This is a genomic window from Streptomyces liangshanensis (assembly GCF_011694815.1).
Taxonomy (GTDB): domain Bacteria; phylum Actinomycetota; class Actinomycetes; order Streptomycetales; family Streptomycetaceae; genus Streptomyces; species Streptomyces liangshanensis.
Genome location: NZ_CP050177.1, coordinates 1022112 through 1040614 on the forward strand (window position 1 = coordinate 1022112; position 18503 = coordinate 1040614).

At 72.6% G+C, this 18503-nt stretch carries 15 protein-coding genes; 9 read left to right on the plus strand and 6 right to left on the minus strand.

What is annotated here, in order from left to right:
- Window positions 1–25: 25 nt before the first annotated feature.
- Window positions 26–706, minus strand: a complete 681-nt coding sequence (locus HA039_RS04490; RefSeq protein ID WP_167024088.1) for an endonuclease V — start codon at window positions 704–706, stop codon at window positions 26–28.
- A gap of 52 nt (window positions 707–758) precedes the next feature.
- Here HA039_RS04490 and HA039_RS04495 point away from each other — a divergent pair, with 52 nt between their 5' ends.
- On the plus strand, window positions 759–1058 hold the full coding sequence (locus HA039_RS04495; protein WP_167024091.1) for a YciI family protein: 300 nt from the start codon (window positions 759–761) through the stop codon (window positions 1056–1058).
- A gap of 34 nt (window positions 1059–1092) precedes the next feature.
- Here HA039_RS04495 and HA039_RS04500 read toward each other — a convergent pair whose 3' ends face one another.
- Window positions 1093–2283: a WD40/YVTN/BNR-like repeat-containing protein gene (locus HA039_RS04500; RefSeq protein WP_243869138.1), complete on the minus strand. Its 1191-nt coding sequence runs from the start codon at window positions 2281–2283 to the stop codon at window positions 1093–1095.
- A 189-nt stretch (window positions 2284–2472) separates the two neighbouring features.
- On the opposite strand from HA039_RS04500, the gene ssgD reads away from it, so the two are divergent.
- Both ssgD and HA039_RS04510 read left to right on the plus strand, forming a co-directional pair.
- On the plus strand, window positions 2473–2889 hold the full coding sequence (gene ssgD / locus HA039_RS04505; RefSeq protein ID WP_167024094.1) for a spore wall synthesis regulator SsgD: 417 nt from the start codon (window positions 2473–2475) through the stop codon (window positions 2887–2889).
- Between the two features lie 577 nt (window positions 2890–3466).
- A complete protein-coding gene (locus tag HA039_RS04510) occupies window positions 3467–4441 on the plus strand; it encodes an acyl-ACP desaturase (protein WP_167024097.1) in 975 nt (324 codons plus the stop codon).
- 76 nt (window positions 4442–4517) lie between these two features.
- Here the strand turns inward: HA039_RS04510 and HA039_RS04515 are convergent, their stop codons facing one another.
- Both HA039_RS04515 and HA039_RS04520 read right to left on the minus strand, forming a co-directional pair.
- Window positions 4518–4796, minus strand: a complete 279-nt coding sequence (locus HA039_RS04515; RefSeq protein WP_167024100.1) for a WhiB family transcriptional regulator — start codon at window positions 4794–4796, stop codon at window positions 4518–4520.
- 93 nt (window positions 4797–4889) lie between these two features.
- Window positions 4890–5687 (minus strand): VOC family protein, encoded by a 798-nt coding sequence (locus HA039_RS04520; RefSeq protein ID WP_167024103.1) that lies wholly within the window; start codon window positions 5685–5687, stop codon window positions 4890–4892.
- A 137-nt stretch (window positions 5688–5824) separates the two neighbouring features.
- On the opposite strand from HA039_RS04520, the gene HA039_RS04525 reads away from it, so the two are divergent.
- Complete coding sequence (locus HA039_RS04525) at window positions 5825–6574, plus strand: TetR/AcrR family transcriptional regulator (RefSeq protein ID WP_167024106.1); 750 nt, start codon at window positions 5825–5827, stop codon at window positions 6572–6574.
- 175 nt (window positions 6575–6749) lie between these two features.
- On the plus strand, window positions 6750–8855 hold the full coding sequence (locus tag HA039_RS04530; RefSeq protein ID WP_425086310.1) for a CASTOR/POLLUX-related putative ion channel: 2106 nt from the start codon (window positions 6750–6752) through the stop codon (window positions 8853–8855).
- Window positions 8856–8917: 62 nt separating this feature from the next.
- Here HA039_RS04530 and HA039_RS04535 read toward each other — a convergent pair whose 3' ends face one another.
- Window positions 8918–9910, minus strand: coding sequence for a multicopper oxidase domain-containing protein (locus HA039_RS04535; RefSeq protein WP_167036205.1), 993 nt, complete (start codon window positions 9908–9910; stop codon window positions 8918–8920).
- A 202-nt stretch (window positions 9911–10112) separates the two neighbouring features.
- Here HA039_RS04535 and HA039_RS04540 point away from each other — a divergent pair, with 202 nt between their 5' ends.
- Both HA039_RS04540 and HA039_RS04545 read left to right on the plus strand, forming a co-directional pair.
- Window positions 10113–12590: a ThuA domain-containing protein gene (locus HA039_RS04540; protein ID WP_167024109.1), complete on the plus strand. Its 2478-nt coding sequence runs from the start codon at window positions 10113–10115 to the stop codon at window positions 12588–12590.
- A gap of 62 nt (window positions 12591–12652) precedes the next feature.
- Window positions 12653–14818, plus strand: a complete 2166-nt coding sequence (locus tag HA039_RS04545) for an OmpL47-type beta-barrel domain-containing protein (protein ID WP_425086405.1) — start codon at window positions 12653–12655, stop codon at window positions 14816–14818.
- Window positions 14819–14894: 76 nt separating this feature from the next.
- Here the strand turns inward: HA039_RS04545 and ligD are convergent, their stop codons facing one another.
- Complete coding sequence (ligD, locus tag HA039_RS04550) at window positions 14895–15920, minus strand: non-homologous end-joining DNA ligase (protein WP_208298540.1); 1026 nt, start codon at window positions 15918–15920, stop codon at window positions 14895–14897.
- Between the two features lie 74 nt (window positions 15921–15994).
- Between ligD and HA039_RS04555 the strand changes: the two genes are divergently transcribed.
- Window positions 15995–17062, plus strand: coding sequence for an ATP-dependent DNA ligase (locus tag HA039_RS04555; RefSeq protein WP_167024117.1), 1068 nt, complete (start codon window positions 15995–15997; stop codon window positions 17060–17062).
- Window positions 17063–17242: 180 nt separating this feature from the next.
- A complete protein-coding gene (locus HA039_RS04560; RefSeq protein WP_167024121.1) occupies window positions 17243–18304 on the plus strand; it encodes an NAD-dependent epimerase/dehydratase family protein in 1062 nt (353 codons plus the stop codon).
- Window positions 18305–18503: the final 199 nt, after the last annotated feature.

An 18503-nucleotide genomic window follows, 5' to 3' on the forward strand; every position in this document is an offset into this window, starting at 1 on the left:
CATGCGCCGCCCCGCGCCCGGTTGTTCAGGTGGTCGCCTCGCGCAGGGCGCGGCGGCAGAGGGCGTCCGCCCTGCGGGTGGATTCGGGGAGGCGGTAGTCGGCGGCCAGGCGCAGGGTGTGGGCGCAGGCGGTGGCCAGGTCGACGCGGTGGCCCACGGAGACGAAGACGGGTTTGACGCCTTCCTGGGTACGGAGGGCGCGGCCGACCTCCTCGCCGTCGTCGGCCAGGAGCGGGGTGAAGTCGCCGCGCCGGGGGCCCGGTTCGTCGTACGTGAAGAGGAACGGGTTCTTCGCGACACCGATCGCCGGCAGCCCCGTGACGACGCCGAGGTGGCTGGCGAGCCCGAACCGGCGCGGGTGGGCGCGGCCGTAGCCGTCGCAGACGACGAGCCCGGGGGGCGAGGTGAGCGCGGCGAGGGCGGCCAGCACGGTCGGGATCTCGCGGAACGCCAACAGCCCGGGTACATAGGGGAAGGTGACGCGGCCGACGGCGGTCGCCTCGTCCACCACGGCGAGGGTCGCGGCGTCCAGCACCACGGCCGCCGCCGCGACGACGTCCCGTTCGTCGTCGTACGCCACGTCGACGCCCGTCACCAGGCCGGTGCCGGGCTCCGGTCCCGGCTCGTCCAGGACGACCCTCCCGCGCAGTTCGTCCTGGACGGCGCGGGCTGCCGTCTCGTCGGCGGGCATCTCGAACGGTGTCATGATCCGCCAGTTTAGGCCGCTCCGCGGAACGCGGTTCGATAGTCTGGTGATCATGTTCGTACTGGAAGTGACCTATACCGTCCCCCTCGAACAGGTGGACCCGCTGCTGGCGGCCCACGTGTCGTGGCTCGACGCCTCGTACGACTCCGGCGTCTTCCTCGCCTCCGGCCGCAAGAACCCCCGCGACGGCGGGGTGATCCTGGCGGTGGGCGGCGACCGCGCTGAGATGGAACGGCTCGTCGCGACGGACCCGTTCGTGACCGGCGGGGTGTGCGACTACCGGATCACCGAGTTCACCGCGACGAAGACCGCCCCGGCCCTCGCCTCGTACCGGGAGGAGTTGCCCGGCTAGAGCGTGTCCGGCGAAGATCCGCCGGACACCTTTTTCAGGGCGCGCCCGGCACCGACCGGGCCACCCGGCCCTTCTCGCCCGCCGCCCAGCAGCCCCGGTCCGGGGCGCAGTCGACGGTGTCGTACGAACCGGTGTCGATCGTGCGCCAGGTGCGGCCGCCGTCGGTCGTCAGGTCCGTCCCGGTCGGGCCGACGGCCAGGGCCGAGGAGCGGCTGTACGGCAGCCACGCGACGCCCGAACGGTAGGCGGGCGGCGGGGTCGTGGCCTGCCGCCAGGTCCGCCCGCCGTTCCCGGTGACCGACGCGGCGCGCGGTGACGCCTGGTCGGCGCGGTAGTCGCCGCCGACGGCCAGGCCGTGCGTACGGTCGCGGAAGGCGAGGCCGAACACGCCGCGCGCGGGGTCGCCGGCCGGGATCGTGGAGTCGGTGACGGTCCAGTGCAGCCCGCGGTCGGCGGAGTGCAGCACCCGCGCGGTCGCCGCGCCGCCGGTGGCCAGCCAGACGTCCTTCGGCCCCGACGTGACCAGGCACTGACCGCTCGCCGCGAAACCGGCCTCGCCGGGGAGGGCGGCCGGCATGCCCGCGTCCGGCAGGACCTTCCAGGACGCGCCGCCGTCCCGGGTGGAGAGGATCCGGAACTTGCCGTCGACCGGGTCGCTCATGGCCAGCCCGTTCCGGCTGTCGAAGAAGGTGACGCAGTCGTAGAAGGCACGCGCGTCGGTGTTGCGGAACGACTCGGTCCAGCTCCTGCCGCCGTCCTCCGTACGGAAGATGCGGGACGCCTCACCCTCGCCGATCGCCAGCGCCACCGCGCGCCGCCCGTCGAACGCCTCGATGTCCCGGAACTCCAGCGCCGCTTCCGCCGCGCCCGCGGGCGACACGTCACGCCACGTACGGCCTCCGTCGGAGGTGCGCAGCACGGTGCCCTTCGAGCCGGCGACCCAGGCGCTCGTACGGCTGACGGCGGCCAGGCCGCGGAACCGGGCGTCGGTGCCGGTGCCGGTCGGGCGCCAGCCGAGCCCCGCGCCTCCGGTCCGCTCCCCCGGCCCGCCCGTTCGGTCCGCGCGTGACGCACCGTCCCGTGCGGCGGAGCCCCGTGACGCACCGTCCTGTGACGCGCCGGCCGCGTGGGCCGGTACGGCGAGCGCGGCGGCGAGCGCCGTACCGCTCACCCCGACTGCCAGTCCCGCCAGCACCGTTCGCCGCAACTTCCCCATGGGTCTCATGGCGCTGGAAGCTAGCCCACCCGCCCCGCGCCGTCCAGAGCGCTCCGTTCGCGCCACGACACCCGGCACCGCGCCGGAGGTGACGTAGGTCACTCCCGATTTCGAGCACGGATCGGGCCTCCCGGCCGTCTTCCAAGTAGCAGTCGACCGCTCGCGGTCCATGTCAGATCCGTCGAAGGGGAGCACGCCGTGTCACCCGTCATCGAACAGGCCGTGCAGGCCCGGCTGGTCGCGTCCGTGCCCCGGATGGAGACCGTCCCCGCGACGCTGCACTACGACCAGGGGGACCCCTTCGCCGTGCGCATGGCGTTCCCCCCACCGGCGACACTCGAAGGCACCGACGTCACCTGGGAGTTCTCGCGCGAGCTGCTGGCGCGCGGGATGACAGAGGCGTGCGGGGTGGGGGACGTGCGCGTGCGCCCCTTCGGGTACGGGCGGACGGTCGTGGAGTTCCACGCCCCGGAGGGGACCGCGATGGTCCACCTGCGGACGTCCGAGCTGCGCCGCTTCCTCGACCGCACCCAGGGGCTGGTGCCCGTGGGCCGCGAACACCTCTACCTGGACCTGGACCACGACCTCAAGGTCCTGCTGCGCGACGCCTGCTGAGGCGTCGTCGCGGAGGGGGGCCGCCCGTCGTCGGCGGTCGGCACGATCCGGCGCGCCCCGACTGCGGCGGCGGCGTGCCCGGCGGTCGCGCCTGAAGTGAGCGCGGCACGTGGGGAGTTCGCCGACGGGACTCGCGTACGCCCCTGCGCCTCCCGTACCCCCGTACCCCCGTACCCCTTCCATGATCAGGCACCACGTCGTGCACGGACACAGGCATGGGCATGGGCATGGGCATGGGCATGGGCACAGGCTTGGGCAGAGGCACGCGGGTGCGTCCGCGCGGGCACGCGCGGAGGGTCGCCCGGCGGCGTCCGGGGGGCCGTGGAGCGGCCGCGGGGCCCGGGCGTCCGGAGCGGCGTCGGTCACTCCCTGAGAGCGGCGGGAGGGCGCGGAACGGCGAAACAGGGGTGATTTCGCCCCCTGCGCACACATTCGTCCACCGGTTCGTCCTCGCAGGTCAGCACGTACGGGACGGTCCGTGGTTCCCGAGGCTTGGCCTGCGGCTTACCGTGGCTTTAACCTACGGTCTCGTAACCTACGAATCCGTAGGTAATATCTCCCGTCCCCAGGAGCACCCGTGACGATCACCTCTCCCCACCTCGGCAGTTCGGACGCGTGGACCGACGCGCGGCTGTTGTACGCGCTGGAAGAGGTCGTGGAGAAGGAGCTCAACCGTCACCTGAAGGTGGCGAAGGACTGGATGCCGCACGAGTACGTCCCCTTCTCGGACGGCCGCAACTTCACCGGGATCTTCGAGGACGGTGAGGCCTGGGACCCCGCTCAGTCCAAGGTCACCGACATCGGCAAGATCGCGCTCGTGGTGAACCTCCTGACCGAGGACAACCTCCCCAGCTACCACCACGAGATCGCCTCCCTCTTCGGCCGCGACGGAGCGTGGGGCACCTGGGTGCACCGCTGGACCGCGGAGGAGGGCCGGCACGGCATCGTGATGCGCGACTACCTGCTCACGTCGCGCGCCGTCGACCCGGACAAGCTGGAGCAGTTCCGGATGACGCACATGTCGGAGGGCTTCACGTCCGACAACCGCCACTCGATGCTGCACTCGGTGGCGTACGTGGCGTTCCAGGAGCTGGCGACCCGCGTCTCGCACCGCAACACCGGCCACCAGTCGGGCGATCCGGTGTGCGACCGGATGCTGGCGCGCATCGCCACCGACGAGAACCTGCACATGGTCTTCTACCGGAACCTGCTGGGCGCCGCCTTCGAGATCGCCCCCGACATGACCATGCAGGCCGTGCGGGACGTGGTCGTGGACTTCCGGATGCCGGGACACGGCATGCCCGGCTTCGAGCGCGCGGCCGCGCAGATGGCCATAGGTGAGATCTACAACATGCGGATCCACCACGACGACGTGCTCCAGCCGGTGCTGCGCTACCTCAAGGTCCTGGACATCGACGGGCTCGGCCCCGAGGGTCTCAAGGCGCAGGAGGAGCTGGGGTTGTACATGGGCGGGCTGGACAGCGAGGCGCGCAAGTTCGACGAGAAGCTCGCCGCCCGCAAGGCGCGGATGGCGGCGCGCGCCGCCGGCTGATCAGGGCGCGCCTGTTCCGGGGCCGCCCTCACTCCCCCGTACGGCACCACCGGCCGCCTCGCGGCCGGTGGTGCGGTCAGGCGCGGTTCCTGCGCAGGCGCAGGCGCTCCTTCTCGGAGAGTCCGCCCCACACCCCGAACCGCTCGTCGTTGTCGAGCGCGTACGACAGGCACGCCTCACGGCCCTCGCAGGCGCCGCAGAGCTGCTTGGCCTCGCGGGTGGAGGAGCCGGGGGCGGGGAAGAAGAAGTCCGCTCCGGTCTGGGCGCACAACGCGCTTTCCTGCCAGGAGAGTTCACGTTCCGGGCCGGGGGCGCCGGCCGTGGCGGTACGGGTCCCGATGGTGTTGATCGACATGCCGCCCAGGCTGCCGCAGGGCGATAAACGTCTGATGGACGAAAGATCGCCGACCGGGCGGACCGGTCGGCTCGGCGGGCCGGGCGGGCGCCGTCACATCGCCTGAGCGACACCTTGCATGATCGCGAAGGAAGCCCCGGAGGGGTCGGTGAGCTTCGCGAACCTGCCCACCCCCTCCACGTCGGCCGGCGCCGTCAGGACCGTACCGCCGAGGGTGCGTGTCCTCGTGACGGTAGCGTCGCAGTCCGTGACCGCGAAGTAAAGAAGCCAGTGCGGATCACTTCCCGCCTCGGGCGGGTCGGAGCCGAGCGGTACGAAGCCGCCGAACATGGCGTCCGGGCCCCGGCCGGCCGGATTGACCATGCGGTACGTGCCCCGGCCGCCCGGGATCGGGGTGCTGAGGGCCTCCCAGCCGAAGACAGCGCTGTAGAAACCGAACGCGGCGTCCTCGTCCGGGGTGTACAGCTCGACCCAGGTGAGACCGCCGGGCACGTCGACCAGGTCGAGGCCCTCGCCGGTGCCGGGCTCCCAGACCACGAAGGCCGCTCCGGCCCCGTCCGCGAGGGTCGCCGTCCTGCCGAGGTCCAGGACGTCCGCCGGGGGACGCACGACGGACCCGCCCGCGGCCTCGGCGGCCTTCGCCGTGGCGTCGGCGTCCGGCGTCAGGAAGGACACCGACCAGACCGGCGGCGCCTGGCCGCCCCCGGCGGGCAGCACACCCGCGACGGTGCCGCCGCCCAGCCGGAACAGGCCGTAGCCGCCGGTGCCGGGGCCCGCGGACGCGTACTCCCACCCGAAGACGCCCCGGTAGAAGTCGCCCGCCCCCGCCGGGTCGGGCGTGGCGAGCTCGGTCCAGTTGGGGGAGCCGGCGGCGAACGGGGTGGTGAGCATGGCGTGCGCTCCTTCGTGGGTCCCCTCGTCGGGCCCCTCGGATCCCCCTGCCTTTCCGAGTCTCCCCCTGATCCCGGGCGGCCGCACCGCGCCCGCGCCCGAAGAACGCACGATCGTGCGTTCAGTAGACTGGACGGATGAGCGGCGCACGGACGGAGAAGCAGACGGAGAGACAGGCCGGGAGAACAGCGGCCGGGAGCGGCGCCGGGCGGGCCCGGCGGACCGGACCCGCGGACGGGCGCGTCGAGCGCGGGAACCGGACGCGCCGGCTGGTGCTCGACCACACGATGGACGTGGCGTCGGTGGAGGGGCTCGAAGGCCTCTCCCTGGGCCGCATCGCGACCGAGCTGCGCCTGAGCAAGAGCGGTGTGTTCGCCCTCTTCGGCTCCAAGGAGGAACTCCAGCTGGCGACGGTACGGGCGGCGGTGGACGTCTACGTCGCGCATGTCGTGCGGCCGGCCCGCGAACTGCCGCCCGGACCGGAGCGGGTGTGGGCGCTGTGCCGCAACTGGCTCGCGTACTCGGCGAACCGGGTCTTCCGCGGGGGCTGCTTCTTCCACGGTGTCTCGGCGGAGTTCGACGCGCGCGGCGGCCCGGTGCACGACGCGATCGCCGAGGCCCGTACGGAATGGGTGAGTTACGTGGAGCGCGCCCTGAACGCCGCCCGGCGGGCGGGGGGTCTCGCGGCGGACACGGACGTACCGCAAGTGGCCTTCGAGATCATCGCGTTGATGGAGGCGGCGAACGCGCGGTCGGTGCTGCACGGCGAGGCGGTCGCGTACGAGCGGGCGGGCCGGGCCGTCCTGCGCCGCCTGCGCGAGGTGGCGACCGATCCGGGGGCGCTGCCGGAGGAGCCCGGGGAGATCGGGGGGCCGGGAACGGCCTGATCCGTACGGTCCCCGCCTGCCCCGCGTGCCACGAGCGCCGGTACGCGATGGGTGCGCCCCGCACGAAAGAGTGAATCGCTCCCCGGACACGGCGTGTTCGGCTGCCGGAGGCAGCACTGTGCAGGGGCGGGCGACCGACTCCGCGCCCGCCGCACCGGCAGGGGAAGGGGTGGGAGTGGGACGCACCGAGGGGCCGGGTCCGGCCTCGCTGCGGGACCGGGCACGCTACCGGTTCGACCGTACGCTGGCCCGCAGCACCGGCACCCTGATGGGCTGGCTGATGCTCACCTGCCTGGCCGTCGTCGTGCCGGTGAGCGTACTGCTGGTGTGGACGGACCCCGAATCACCGCATTCGCTGTCGGGCCGGCTGACGGCGGCGTGGCGGACGAGCGCGGAAACACTGCGGCTGGGCGCGATCTCCGGAACACCGCTGCGCATGGTCCTGTCGGCGCTGCTCGGACTGGTCGCCCTGCTGTGCGTGTCGACCCTGATCGGAGTGATCACCAACAGCCTGGCCGAACGGATGGCGGAGTTGAGCCGCGGGCGGTCGACGGTTCTGGAGCACGGCCATGTGGTGGTGCTCGGCTGGTCCGACCAAGTGGCCACCGTCGTAGGAGAGTTGGTGGCGGCCCAGGCCTCCCCCCGGTCCCGGGCCATCGTCGTGCTGGCCGACCGGGACAAGACCGGGATGGAGCAGGCCCTGGCCGCCCGGGCCGGCCGCGCCCGGCTCATCTGCCGCAGCGGGCCGCCGAGCGACCCCGCCGTGCTGGCCCTGGTCAGCCCGCGGACGGCGAGCACCGTGCTGGTGCTGCCCCCGGGCGGTCCGGCGTCCGACCCCGAGGTGCTGCGGGTCCTGCTCGCGCTGCGGGCGGTCGCCGGCGAGGGGCCGGACGGCCCGCCGGTGCTGGCGGCGGTACGGGACGACCGCTACCGCGCGTCGGCCCGGCTGGCCGGGGGGCCGCGCGCCACGATCCTGGAGACGGACGCGGTCACGGCCCGGCTCGTCGCGCAGTGTGTCGGCCGCCCCGGTCTGTCGCTCGTCCTGCGCGACCTCCTCGACTTCGCCGGTGACGAGTTCCACGTCACCGACGCCACCGCGTTCTCGGGCGCCCCGTTCGGTACGGCGGTGCTGGGCCACGCCGACGCGTGTGTGATCGGGCTGCTCACCCCGGGGGGCCACACTCTGCTGAACCCGCCCGCCGACACGACCGTCGCGCCGGGGAGCCGGCTGATCGTCCTGGCCCGCGACGAGGCCGGGACGCGCCCCGAGGACTGTGCGCACCTGGTCGACGCGGCGGCGTTCGCCGGGGACCGGCCGCCGCCGGAGCGGCCCGCGCGCCTGCTGATGCTCGGCTGGAATCGCCGGGCTCCGCTCGTCGTGGAGCAGCTCCGGCTGACGGCCCGGCCCGGTTCGGTCCTCGATGTCGTGACGGACCGGACCCTGCCGGGGCCACGGGAGCCGGAGCCGGTGGTGGCGACGGCCCCGGAGGCGGGGACGGGGACCGAGGCGGGGAGCGGCGCGGGGGCCGAGCGGGCGCGGGACGTGGACCGGCTGGCCGTACGGTTCCGGTCGGCCGCGCTGTCGCGGCCCGAGACCCTGCTCGGCCTCGACCTCGCCCCGTACGACGGTCTGGTGGTCCTGGGACCCGACCCGGGCGACGGGCCGGACCGCCCCGACGACTGGACGCTGGTCGCCCTGCTGGCGCTGCGGCTGCTGGAGGAGCGGGCCGGGGGGCGGGAGTTACGGGTCGTCAGCGAGCTGACCGACGACCGCAACCGTCCTCTGGCCCCCGTGGACCCCGGCTCGGACGTGATCGTCAGCGGCGAACTGACCGGACTGCTCATGGCGCAGATCGCGCAGAACCACCATCTGGCGCCCGTGTTCGACGAGTTGTTCTCGGCGGAAGGCAGTCTGCTGTGCCTGCGTCCGGCCGGGGCGTACGTCCGCGCGGGGTGCGAGGCGACCTTCGCGACGGTCGTGGCCGCCGCCCGCGACCGCGGCGAATGCGCCATCGGCTACCGCCGTCACGACCGGAGGGCGTCGGCGCCCGACTACGGGGTCCGGCTGAACCCGCACAAGGGGGAACGGCGTGTGTGGGCCGCCGGGGACCTCGTGGTGGTCGTCACGACCGACCCGACCGTGCCCGCCCGTGGGACCGGGACGGCCGGGGCCCACGCGGCGGCCGACACCACCGCGCGGGCCCGAGGAGAGGAGGAGGACGGGGCGGGCGGGGAAGGGCGTTCACCGGAGCGCATCCACCCCGGACCCGGGGCCCGGTGACCCGCCCCGACTCCAGGCCCCGGTCCCGCGCCGGCCCGGTGGGCCGGCGCGGACCGGGTGCCTCAGTGGCCCGTGTGGTCCCCGTCCGCCGGGGTTCCGGGGTGGTGCGGCTCGTACCCGGGGATCGTGCCGTCCGGTTTCGACACCAGGAGGAGTCCCGCCATGCCCATGTCCGAGTGGCTCTGGACGTGGCAGTGGTACATCCACGCGCCCGCGCCCACGTGTTCGCCCGCGATGATCTGGAAGCCGAACGAGTCCGCCGGCCCGGTGATCTTGTTGTCGACCACCCGGCTCGGGTCGTCAGGACCGGTGAGCAGGCCCGTCCTGTTGTCGGCCCAGCGGTGACCGTGGATGTGGAACGTGTGGTAGTACTCGCCGTGCGTGATCATGATGATCTCGACCCGGTCGCCCACGGTGGCCGCGAAGTTGGGCGTGGCGGCGCCGGTCTTGTTGTTGATCGTCATGTCGTTGAAGACGATCGTGAACTGCTTGTCGGGCAGGATGTCGCCCTTCCTGCGGACGACGACGGGACCGTACAGGCCCTTGCGGATCCCGCCGGTGCCGTGGTCGGTGCCCACCACGTGGTCGTGGTAGTGCCAGTAGCCCGCGCTGCCCGGCCGCCAGGTGCCGTCCGCGCGCTTGCCGGGCGTGTGCGTGCGCCAGGTGTACGTCCGGGTCGCGCCCGGCTCGACATGGCTGCGGTTCATCCGGGTGCCGTCGCTGGCGATGTCGTAGTCCACGCCGTGGACGTGGAGGCTCGCCGCCACGTCCGTCGTGTTCTCGAACTCGATGTGGAGGGTGTCGCCCTCGGTCAGCTCGATCAGCGGGCCGGGAATGCTGGCCTTGCCCTTCTCGAAGCCGTAGCCCAGCTGGCCGTCCGCCAGCTTCTCCGCGTACAGCTTGAGATGGCGCACCTGGCCCCCGGCGGGCGCGGTGGGCGGCGGGGGCTCCGCCGAACTCGCCGGGGGCGCGGACGCCACCGACAACGAGGCCGCCCCGGTGGCGGCGACCGCACCGCCCGCCAACAGGCGCCGGCTGAAGCTCCTTCTGTCCATGGCCATGACGAACTCCCCTGTGCCGTAAGGAGATGGACGGGGCGCAGGAGTCCCCGGGGACGGCCACACGGTAGAGCAGTGATCTTCGTTTATCCACACTCAGGACAAAGTTGGTGGGATTCCGTCCATACCTATTGGCGGGCCGCCGAAAGCCGTCTAGCTTCAAGCGCTGTTGCTGTGACCAAAGTTGGGTGGGTGAACAATGCAGCGCGCACCACATCACCGGTCAAGATCCAGGCGCGGGGCGGCCGCGGTCCTGGTCGCCGGCACCATGGCGGCGTCCCTGCTGGGCGGCACCGCCGCCACGGCGAGACCCCCGGAAGCATCACCGACGGCGTTGGCGCTCCCGTCGCCGCCCGGCGGCCAGAACGTCAAGGTCCTCGTGTTCCACGCCTCGGCGACCGAGGAATCCCCGATCGTGAACGCCGGAATCGAGGCCATCGAGGCCATCGGCCTCGCGGGACCGGCGGCCGGACGCTTCAAGACCGAGGCCACGGACGACGGTTCGGTCTTCACCAATGCCAAGAAGCTCGGCAAGTACAACGCCGTCGTCTTCCTGACGGGCGGCGGCGACGTGCTCGACCCGGAGCAGGAGGCCGGGCTCGAGTCGTACGTGGAGGCCGGCGGCGGCTTCCTCGGCATCCATGACGCGGCCCGTACCGAGCCGTACTCCGACTGGTTCACCGGTCTGATCGGCGCGCGGCCCGCGGCCACCAGCCCGACCACCGTCCAGCGCGCGACCGTCGAGGTCGCCGACCGGGTGAATCCGGCCACGAAGAGCCTTCCCGTGGAGTGGAAGCGGCCCGACAAGTGGATCAACTGGGCCACGAACCCGACCGGCAAGGTGCACACGGTCGCCAAGGTCCGGGAGAGCAGCTACCGGCCGGGCACCGGCGCCAACGGCGTCGACCACCCGGTCTCCTGGTGCCGTGACTACGACGGCGGCCGGTCCTTCTACACCGGCATGGGCGGTACGCCCGAGTCGTACGCGGAGACCGACTTCCGCGAGCACCTGCGGGGCGCCCTCCAGTGGACGACGCGCCTCTCGCGCGCCGACTGCAAGGCGACCATCGACGCCAACTACACGGCGGCGAAGGTGACCCAGCCCAACCAGGCGGGTCAGCAGGACCAGATCGGCGAACCGCACGGCCTGGTCGTCGCGCCCGACGGACGGGTGCTGTACATCGGCCGCGGCGGCGGCGTGAACGGCGCCCCGGTCGTCACCGACTGGAACAGCCCGGAGATGGGCAAGGGCCTCGGCCAGGTCCACATCTACGACCCCGCGACCAAGAAGGTCACCCTCGCGGGCGCGCTGACCGTCTTCGGGAACAAGGGCGGCGGCGACGAACTGACCAAGGTCGAGGAGGGGTTGCTCGGCATCGAGCTGGACCCGGCCTTCGAGACCAACGGCTGGGTGTACCTGCACTACACGCCGCACTCCGGGCTCGACCGTGACAAGCGGATCGCCGAACGGCGCGTCTCGCGCTTCACGTTGGACCCGGCGACGAACAAGCTGGACCTGGCGTCCGAGAAGGTCCTGCTCAAGTGGCCCGTCCAGGTGCACAGCTGCTGCCACGCCGGCGGCGGGATGGCCTGGGACTCGAAGGGCAACCTCTACATCGCGACCGGCGACAACAACTCGTCCGGGTTCAGCGACGGTTACTCGGGCAACAACCCGCAGCCGAACTACAAGGGCCTGTCCTTCGCGGACGCCCGGCGGACCGCGGGCAACACGAACAACCTCAACGGCAAGATCCTGCGCATCCACCCGGAGGCCGACGGCACGTACACCCTGCCGGCCGGGAACCTCTTCACGGGCGAGGAGCAGGACGAGGGCGGCGACAAGACCCGCGGCGAGATCTACGTGATGGGCGTGCGCAACCCGGCGCGCATCTCGGTCGACCAGAAGACCGACATCCTGTACGCGGGCTGGGTCGGCCCCGACGCGGGCGCCCCGAGCACGACGTGGGGTCCGGCGAAGTACGACACGTTCGCGGCGATCACCAAGTCGGGCAACCACGGCTGGCCGTTCTGCATGGGCAACAAGCAGCCCTACCGGGACCGCAACCTGCCCGACCCGACGAAGCCGTTGGGCTGGTACAACTGCGACGCCCCGAAGAACGAGTCCCCCAACAACGACGGCCTGGTGAACCTGCCGCCCGTCACGGGCAACACCATCTGGTACTCCCCGCAGGGCGGCGGACCCGACTTCCCCCGGGACGCCAACGGGGTGCCCAGCTACAAGGCCGCGGAAGGCACCTTCCTGCTGCCGTGGCTCAAGGGCGGCGGCCAGGCCACCATGGACGGCCCGGTCTACCGCTACAACGCGGCGACCGCGGGCGCCGAGGCGTGGCCGGAGTACTGGGACGGCAAGTGGTTCGTCGGTGACTTCTACGACGCCGACAACCCGCGCCACGCGGTGCTGACCGATCCCAAGACCGTCGGCAAGGGCGGACTGCCCATCACCGCCGAGTCGTTGAAGAAGATCATCCCGGTCGGCAACGGCGGCATCCGCAACCTCATGGACTGGAAGTTCGCGCCGGACGGCTCGCTCTACGTCCTGGACTACGGGCGCGGGTTCTTCACCTCCGACTCCCAGTCCGCGCTGTGGCGTGTGACGTACAAGGGCGGCGAGGCGACGCCCGCCGCCACGGATCTGGCCAGGAAGGCGACTCAGTGAGACACCCATCAGTGAGACACCGACCTCTGCGCCTGTGGACGGCCCTGGTGGGCGCGTTGCTGATGGTGCTGGGGCTGACGTCGACGACCGCGTACGGGCGGACCGCCGACCGTACGGCCGGCAGCACGGCCGCGGCGGCGCAGGTGCTCACCTGGACGACCAGCGGCCGCACCGACCGGTACGTCACCTTCCCGACCACCGCGGTGGCGGGGCCGACGACCCTCGTCTTCGAGAACAGCGCGGCGACCGGCAACGACATCGGGATGCCGCACACGCTGACCTTCGACGTGTCGGACCCCGAGTACAACCACGACGTGCCGATCAACATCCTCGCCAATCCGAGTGACGACAACGGCGGCAAGTACACCGTCGACGTCACCCTGACCCCGGGGCGCTACCGCTTCTTCTGCACCATCCCGGGCCACGGCCAGATGCAGGGCATCCTGACGGTGACCGAGGCGGGCGGCGGTGACGACACCACCGCGCCCACCACGTCGGCGGCGGTCACCGGCCAGCAGAACACGGAGGGTGCGTACGTCGGCTCCGCCACGGTCACCGTGTCGGCGACCGACGAGGGCTCCGGCGTCGCGGCGACGGAGTTCGCGCTCGGCGCGGACGGCGCGTGGCAGCCGTACACCGCACCGGTGGTGGTCGACACGGTCGGGTCGCACACCGTGCGGTACCGGGCGACCGACCAGGCCGGCAACGCGGCGGCGGAGAAGTCCGTGTCATTCGCCGTGGTGGCGCCACCGAGCGGTGACTCCACCGCGCCGGAGACCTCGGCGACGGTGAGCGGGGACAAGAACCCGGCCGGCGAGTACCTGACGATGGCCACGGTCACCGTCACCGCCTCGGACACCGGCTCGGGCGTCAACACCATCGAGTACGCGCTCGGGGCGGGCGCGGCGTGGCAGCCGTACACCGGGCCGGTGATGGTCCACCAGACCGGCGCGCACACCGTGCGCTACCGGGCGACCGACAAGGCGGGGAACGTGGCGGCCGAGAAGTCGGTCTCCTTCACCGTCGTGGCGCCGCCCCCGCAGGACACGACCGCGCCGGTGTCCACGGCGGCCGTCAGCGGCACCCTGAACTCCAGCGGTGCCTACGTGACGAGCGCCAAGGTCACCCTGTCGGCGACCGACGCCGGGTCCGGGGTGGACCGGACCGAGTACTCGCTGGACGGCGGCCCGTACCTCGCGTACACCACCCCCGTCATCGTCGACGCGCTCGGCTACCACACGCTCGCGCACCGGGCGACGGACAAGGCCGGCAACACCTCGGCGGCCAAGCAGCTGTCCTTCACCATCGCGCAGGGCGGCGGCGTCCCGGCGCCCAACTGCCCCGAGTTCGACGAGCGGTTGACGGTCATCGTGGGCGCGGTCGACACCGGGGTGCCGAACCGGCTGACCCGGAGCCGCTGCACGATCAACGAGCTGATCGAGGACGAGAAGGACTGGTCCTCGGCGGCGCTGTTCCTCAAGCACGTGGACGGTGTGCTCGACAAGCTGCTGGCCGACAACGTCATCGACCAGCGCGAGTTCAACAAGATCACCAAGGCTGCCAAGCAGTCGAAGATCGGCAAGCCCGGCCAGACCGAGGGCTACCGCGACCTCTTCGACGGTACGGCGGCGTCCCTGGCCAAGTGGGAGCAGGTCGGCGGCGGCAAGTTCGCGCTGTCCGGCGAGGGTGCCATCACCAGCAGCACGACGGTGAACGGCATGGGCATGCTGTGGTTCCCGGAGCGCAAGTACGGCGACTTCTCGCTCAAGCTCCAGTTCCGCGACGACGCCCCGGGCACGGGCAACGCCAACGGCGGTGTGTTCGTCCGCTTCCCGAACGTCCACAACCACCCCGAGGAGTCCCGGCCCGAGTGGGTCGCCATCAACTACGGGCACGAGATGCAGATCCTCGACAACCCCGTCGGCGACATGTACAAGACCGGCTCGGTCTACGGCTTCGACCGCGTGGGCCTGGGCGGCGCGGGGGTCACCCCGAAGGGCACCTGGAACGACTACGAGATCCGCGCGGAGGGTCAGCACTTCACGATCCTGCGCAACGGTGTGGTCATCAACGAGTTCGACAACGTCGGCGGACAGGCGTTCACGCCGCCGCGCGCCGGTGACCCGGGGACGGACGGCCGGCGGTACGCCACCGGTTACGTCGGCCTCCAGGTGCACAGCACGACGGACGTGATCTCGTACCGCAACATCCGGATCAAGGAGCTGTAGCACGAGGCGTCGCGCACCGAGGCCCTCACCGCACCCGGCGGTGGGGGCCTTCGCCGTGCCGCGGGCACGTCCCCGGTCAGCCCTCGTCCTCCGGCCGCGCCCGGCTCGGCTGGACCCGCTTCGGCTCCCCCGGCATCTTCGGGTAGTCCGGCGGGTACGGCAGGTCGCCGAGGCCCTGGTCCCGCTCGTGCCGGTCGGCCAGCTCCAGCAGTCCTTCCAGGCTGTACGCGTGCTCCTCCATGTCCGCGTGCACGTCGCCCTGTTCGGCGAAGCGCACCGGCATCGTCGCGATGTCGAAGTCACGCGGGGCCACGTCGTCCAGCTCCTCCCAGCGCAGCGGTGCCGAGACCGGGGCGTGCGGACGGGGCCGTACGGAGTAGGCGCAGGCGATCGTGCGGTCCCGGGCCGTCTGGTTGTAGTCGACGAAGATCTTCTCGCCGCGCTCCTCCTTCCACCACGCGGTGGTCACCCGGCCCGGGTTCCGGCGCTCCAAGTGCCGGCCGATCGTGATCGCGGCCCGCCTGACCTCGGTGAACGTCCAGCGCGGCTCGATCGGGACGAACACGTGGAGGCCGCGTCCGCCCGACGTCTTGGGCCAGCCGCGCATCCCCAGGTCGTCGAGGAAGGCGCGCAGCTCGTGCGCGGTCCTGACGGCGTCCTTGAAGTCCGTGCCGGGCTGCGGATCGAGGTCGATCCGCAGTTCGTCGGGGTGATCGACGCGCCCGCGCCGTACCGGCCAGGGATGGAAGGTGAGCGCGCCGAGGTTCGCCGCCCAGAGGACGGCCGCCACCTCGGTCGGGCAGATCTCGTCGGCCGACCGGCCGCTCGGGAACTCGATCCGGGCGGTGGGGATCCAGTCGGGCAGGTTCTTCGGGGCCCGCTTCTGGTAGAAGAACTCGCCCTCGACCCCCTCGGGGTACCGCTCCAGGGTGGTCGGCCGGTCCCGCAGCGCCCGCAGGATCCCCGGGCCCACGGCCAGGTAGTAGCGCGCCACGTCGAGCTTCGTGAAGCCGCGCTCGGGAAAATAGACCTTGGCCGGGCTGGACAGCCGTACCGCCCGGCCGCCCGCCTCCAGCTCCACCGCCGCACCCGCTGCACCCATGAGCGCCACCGTAGGCCGGGCGGCGCGGGAGCGCATATCGGGCGGAGCGGACGGTTCCCGCGCACAATCGGGACATGGACCTGCCGGTGATGCCTCCCGTGAAACCCATGCTCGCCAAGTCCGTGTCCGCGATCCCGCCCGGGATGCAGTACGAGGCCAAGTGGGACGGCTTCCGGGCGATCATCCACCGCGACGGCGACGAGGTGGTGATCGGCAGCAGGACCGGGAAGCCGCTGACCCGCTACTTTCCCGAGCTGGTGACGGCGGTACGGGAGCGGCTGCCCGAGCGGTGCGTGGTCGACGGGGAGATCGTGATCGTCCACGAGGGGCGGCTCGACTTCGACCGGCTCACGGAGCGCATCCACCCGGCGAAGTCGCGCGTGGACACGCTGGCCGGGCGCACCCCGGCGAGCTTCGTCGCCTTCGACCTGCTGGCCCTCGGGGACGGCACGCTGGTCGACATCGAGCAGGCGCAGCGCAGGGAGGCGCTGGAGGCGGCCCTGATCGGCGTGGAGGCGCCGGTGTACCTCGCGCCCGCCACGACGGACATCGAGCGGGCGCGGGAGTGGTTCGAGCAGTACGAGGGCGCCGGGCTCGACGGGGTGATCGCCAAGCCGCTGGACCTGCCGTACCGGCCGGACTTCCGGGCGATGTACAAGATCAAGCACGAGCGGACGGCGGACGCGGTGGTCGCCGGGTACCGCCTGCACAAGAGTGGTCCGGTGGTGGGCTCGCTGCTGCTCGGCCTGCACGACGCGCGGGGTGTGCTCCAGCACGTTGGGGTGTGCGCGGCGTTCCCGATGCGGCGCAGGGCGGAGCTGGTCGAGGAGCTGGCGCCGCTGCGGATGGAGACGGCGGAGGGCCATCCGTGGGCCGCGTGGGCCGAGGAGGCGGCGCACGAGGGGGCGCGGCTGCCGGGGGCGCCGAGCCGCTGGTCCGGCACGAAGGACCTGTCGTGGATCGCGCTGCGGCCGGAGCGGGTGTGCGAGGTGGCGTACGACCACATGGAGGGCGACCGGTTCCGGCACACGGCGCAGTTCCGGCGGTGGCGTCCGGACAGGACGCCGGAGAGCTGCACGTACGCGCAGCTGGAGGAGCCGGTGGGGTACGACCTGGCGTCGGTGCTGAGCGGGCTGGCGTAAGGGGCGGAAGGCGGGGAGGGCGAGGCGCGGGCCGGGGGTGGGGGCGGTCCGGGGGCCGGGGCGGGTGGTGCGGACGGGGCGCGGGAGGGGCGCGCGTCCGGCGGGGCGCGATCTTACGGACCGGTGACGCACCGGCGTGCGTCGGCGCCGTGGGGCCGTTCGGCGCATAGCGTCACCGGCATGCGTGTACTCGTCACCGGAGGAGCCGGCTTCATCGGCTCCCACATCGTCTCGGCCCTCAGGGCGCACGGCCACGAGGCCGTCGTCCTGGACGCCCTGCTGCCGTCGGCGCATCCCGTGCCGCCCGCGCGCCCCCCGGAGGTGGAGTGGATCCACGCCGACGTACGGGACCGGGCGGCCGTCGACGCCGCGCTGCGCGGGGTGGACGCGGTGTGCCACCAGGCGGCGATGGTCGGCCTCGGCAAGGACTTCGCCGACGCGCCGGACTACGTCGGGTGCAACGACCTGGGGACCGCCACCCTGCTGGCCGCGATGGCGGGCGCGGGGGTACGGGACCTGACGCTGGCCGGGTCGATGGTCGTGTACGGGGAGGGCCGGTACGACTGCCCCGCGCACGGCCGCGTGGCGCCGGGCCCCCGGGCCGGGGCCGATCTCGCGGCGGGCCGGTTCGAACCCGGATGCCCCGTGTGCGGGGCGGAGTTGACGCCGGGTCTGATCGACGAGGACGCGCGCACCGACCCGCGCAACGTGTACGCGGTGACGAAGCTGGCCCAGGAGCACCTGGCGGCGTCCTGGGCGCGGGCGACCGGCGGCCGGGCGCTGTCGCTCCGCTACCACAACGTGTACGGGCCGGGGATGCCGCGCGACACCCCGTACGCGGGGGTCGCTTCGTTCTTCCGCTCGTCGCTGGCCAGGGGCGAGGCGCCGCGGGTCTTCGAGGACGGCGGGCAGCGGCGGGACTTCGTGCACGTACGGGACGTGGCGTCGGCGAACGCGCTGGCGCTGGCGTTCGTCCGGACGAGGGAGCCCGGCACGCTGGCCGCGTACAACACCGGCAGCGGTGAACCGCACACCGTCGGCGAGATGGCCGGGGCGCTGGCGGCGGCGCACGGGGGCCCGGACCCGGTGGTCACCGGGGAGTATCGGCTCGGGGACGTACGGCACATCACCGCGTCGTCGCTGCGGCTGCGGACGGACCTGGGGTGGCGGCCCGAGGTCGGGTTCGCGGCCGGGATGGCGGAGTTCGCCCGGTCGGGTCAGCGGGCGGCGGCGGTGCCGTGAGCGGGACATGAGCGGCACGTGAGCAGCACGTGAGCGGGCGCACGGCGTCCGGCGCTCCGGCCCGTACCACCCGTCCGGGTCAAGGTCGGTCCGGGCGTGATCCGTCCTGCTCGCGCGGCGGGTTGGGCCGAACGGGCCGGGCGGCTCGCACCCGTGGCGCTGTCCGTGTTTCGTAAGACCTCTCATCCTTTATGTCGGT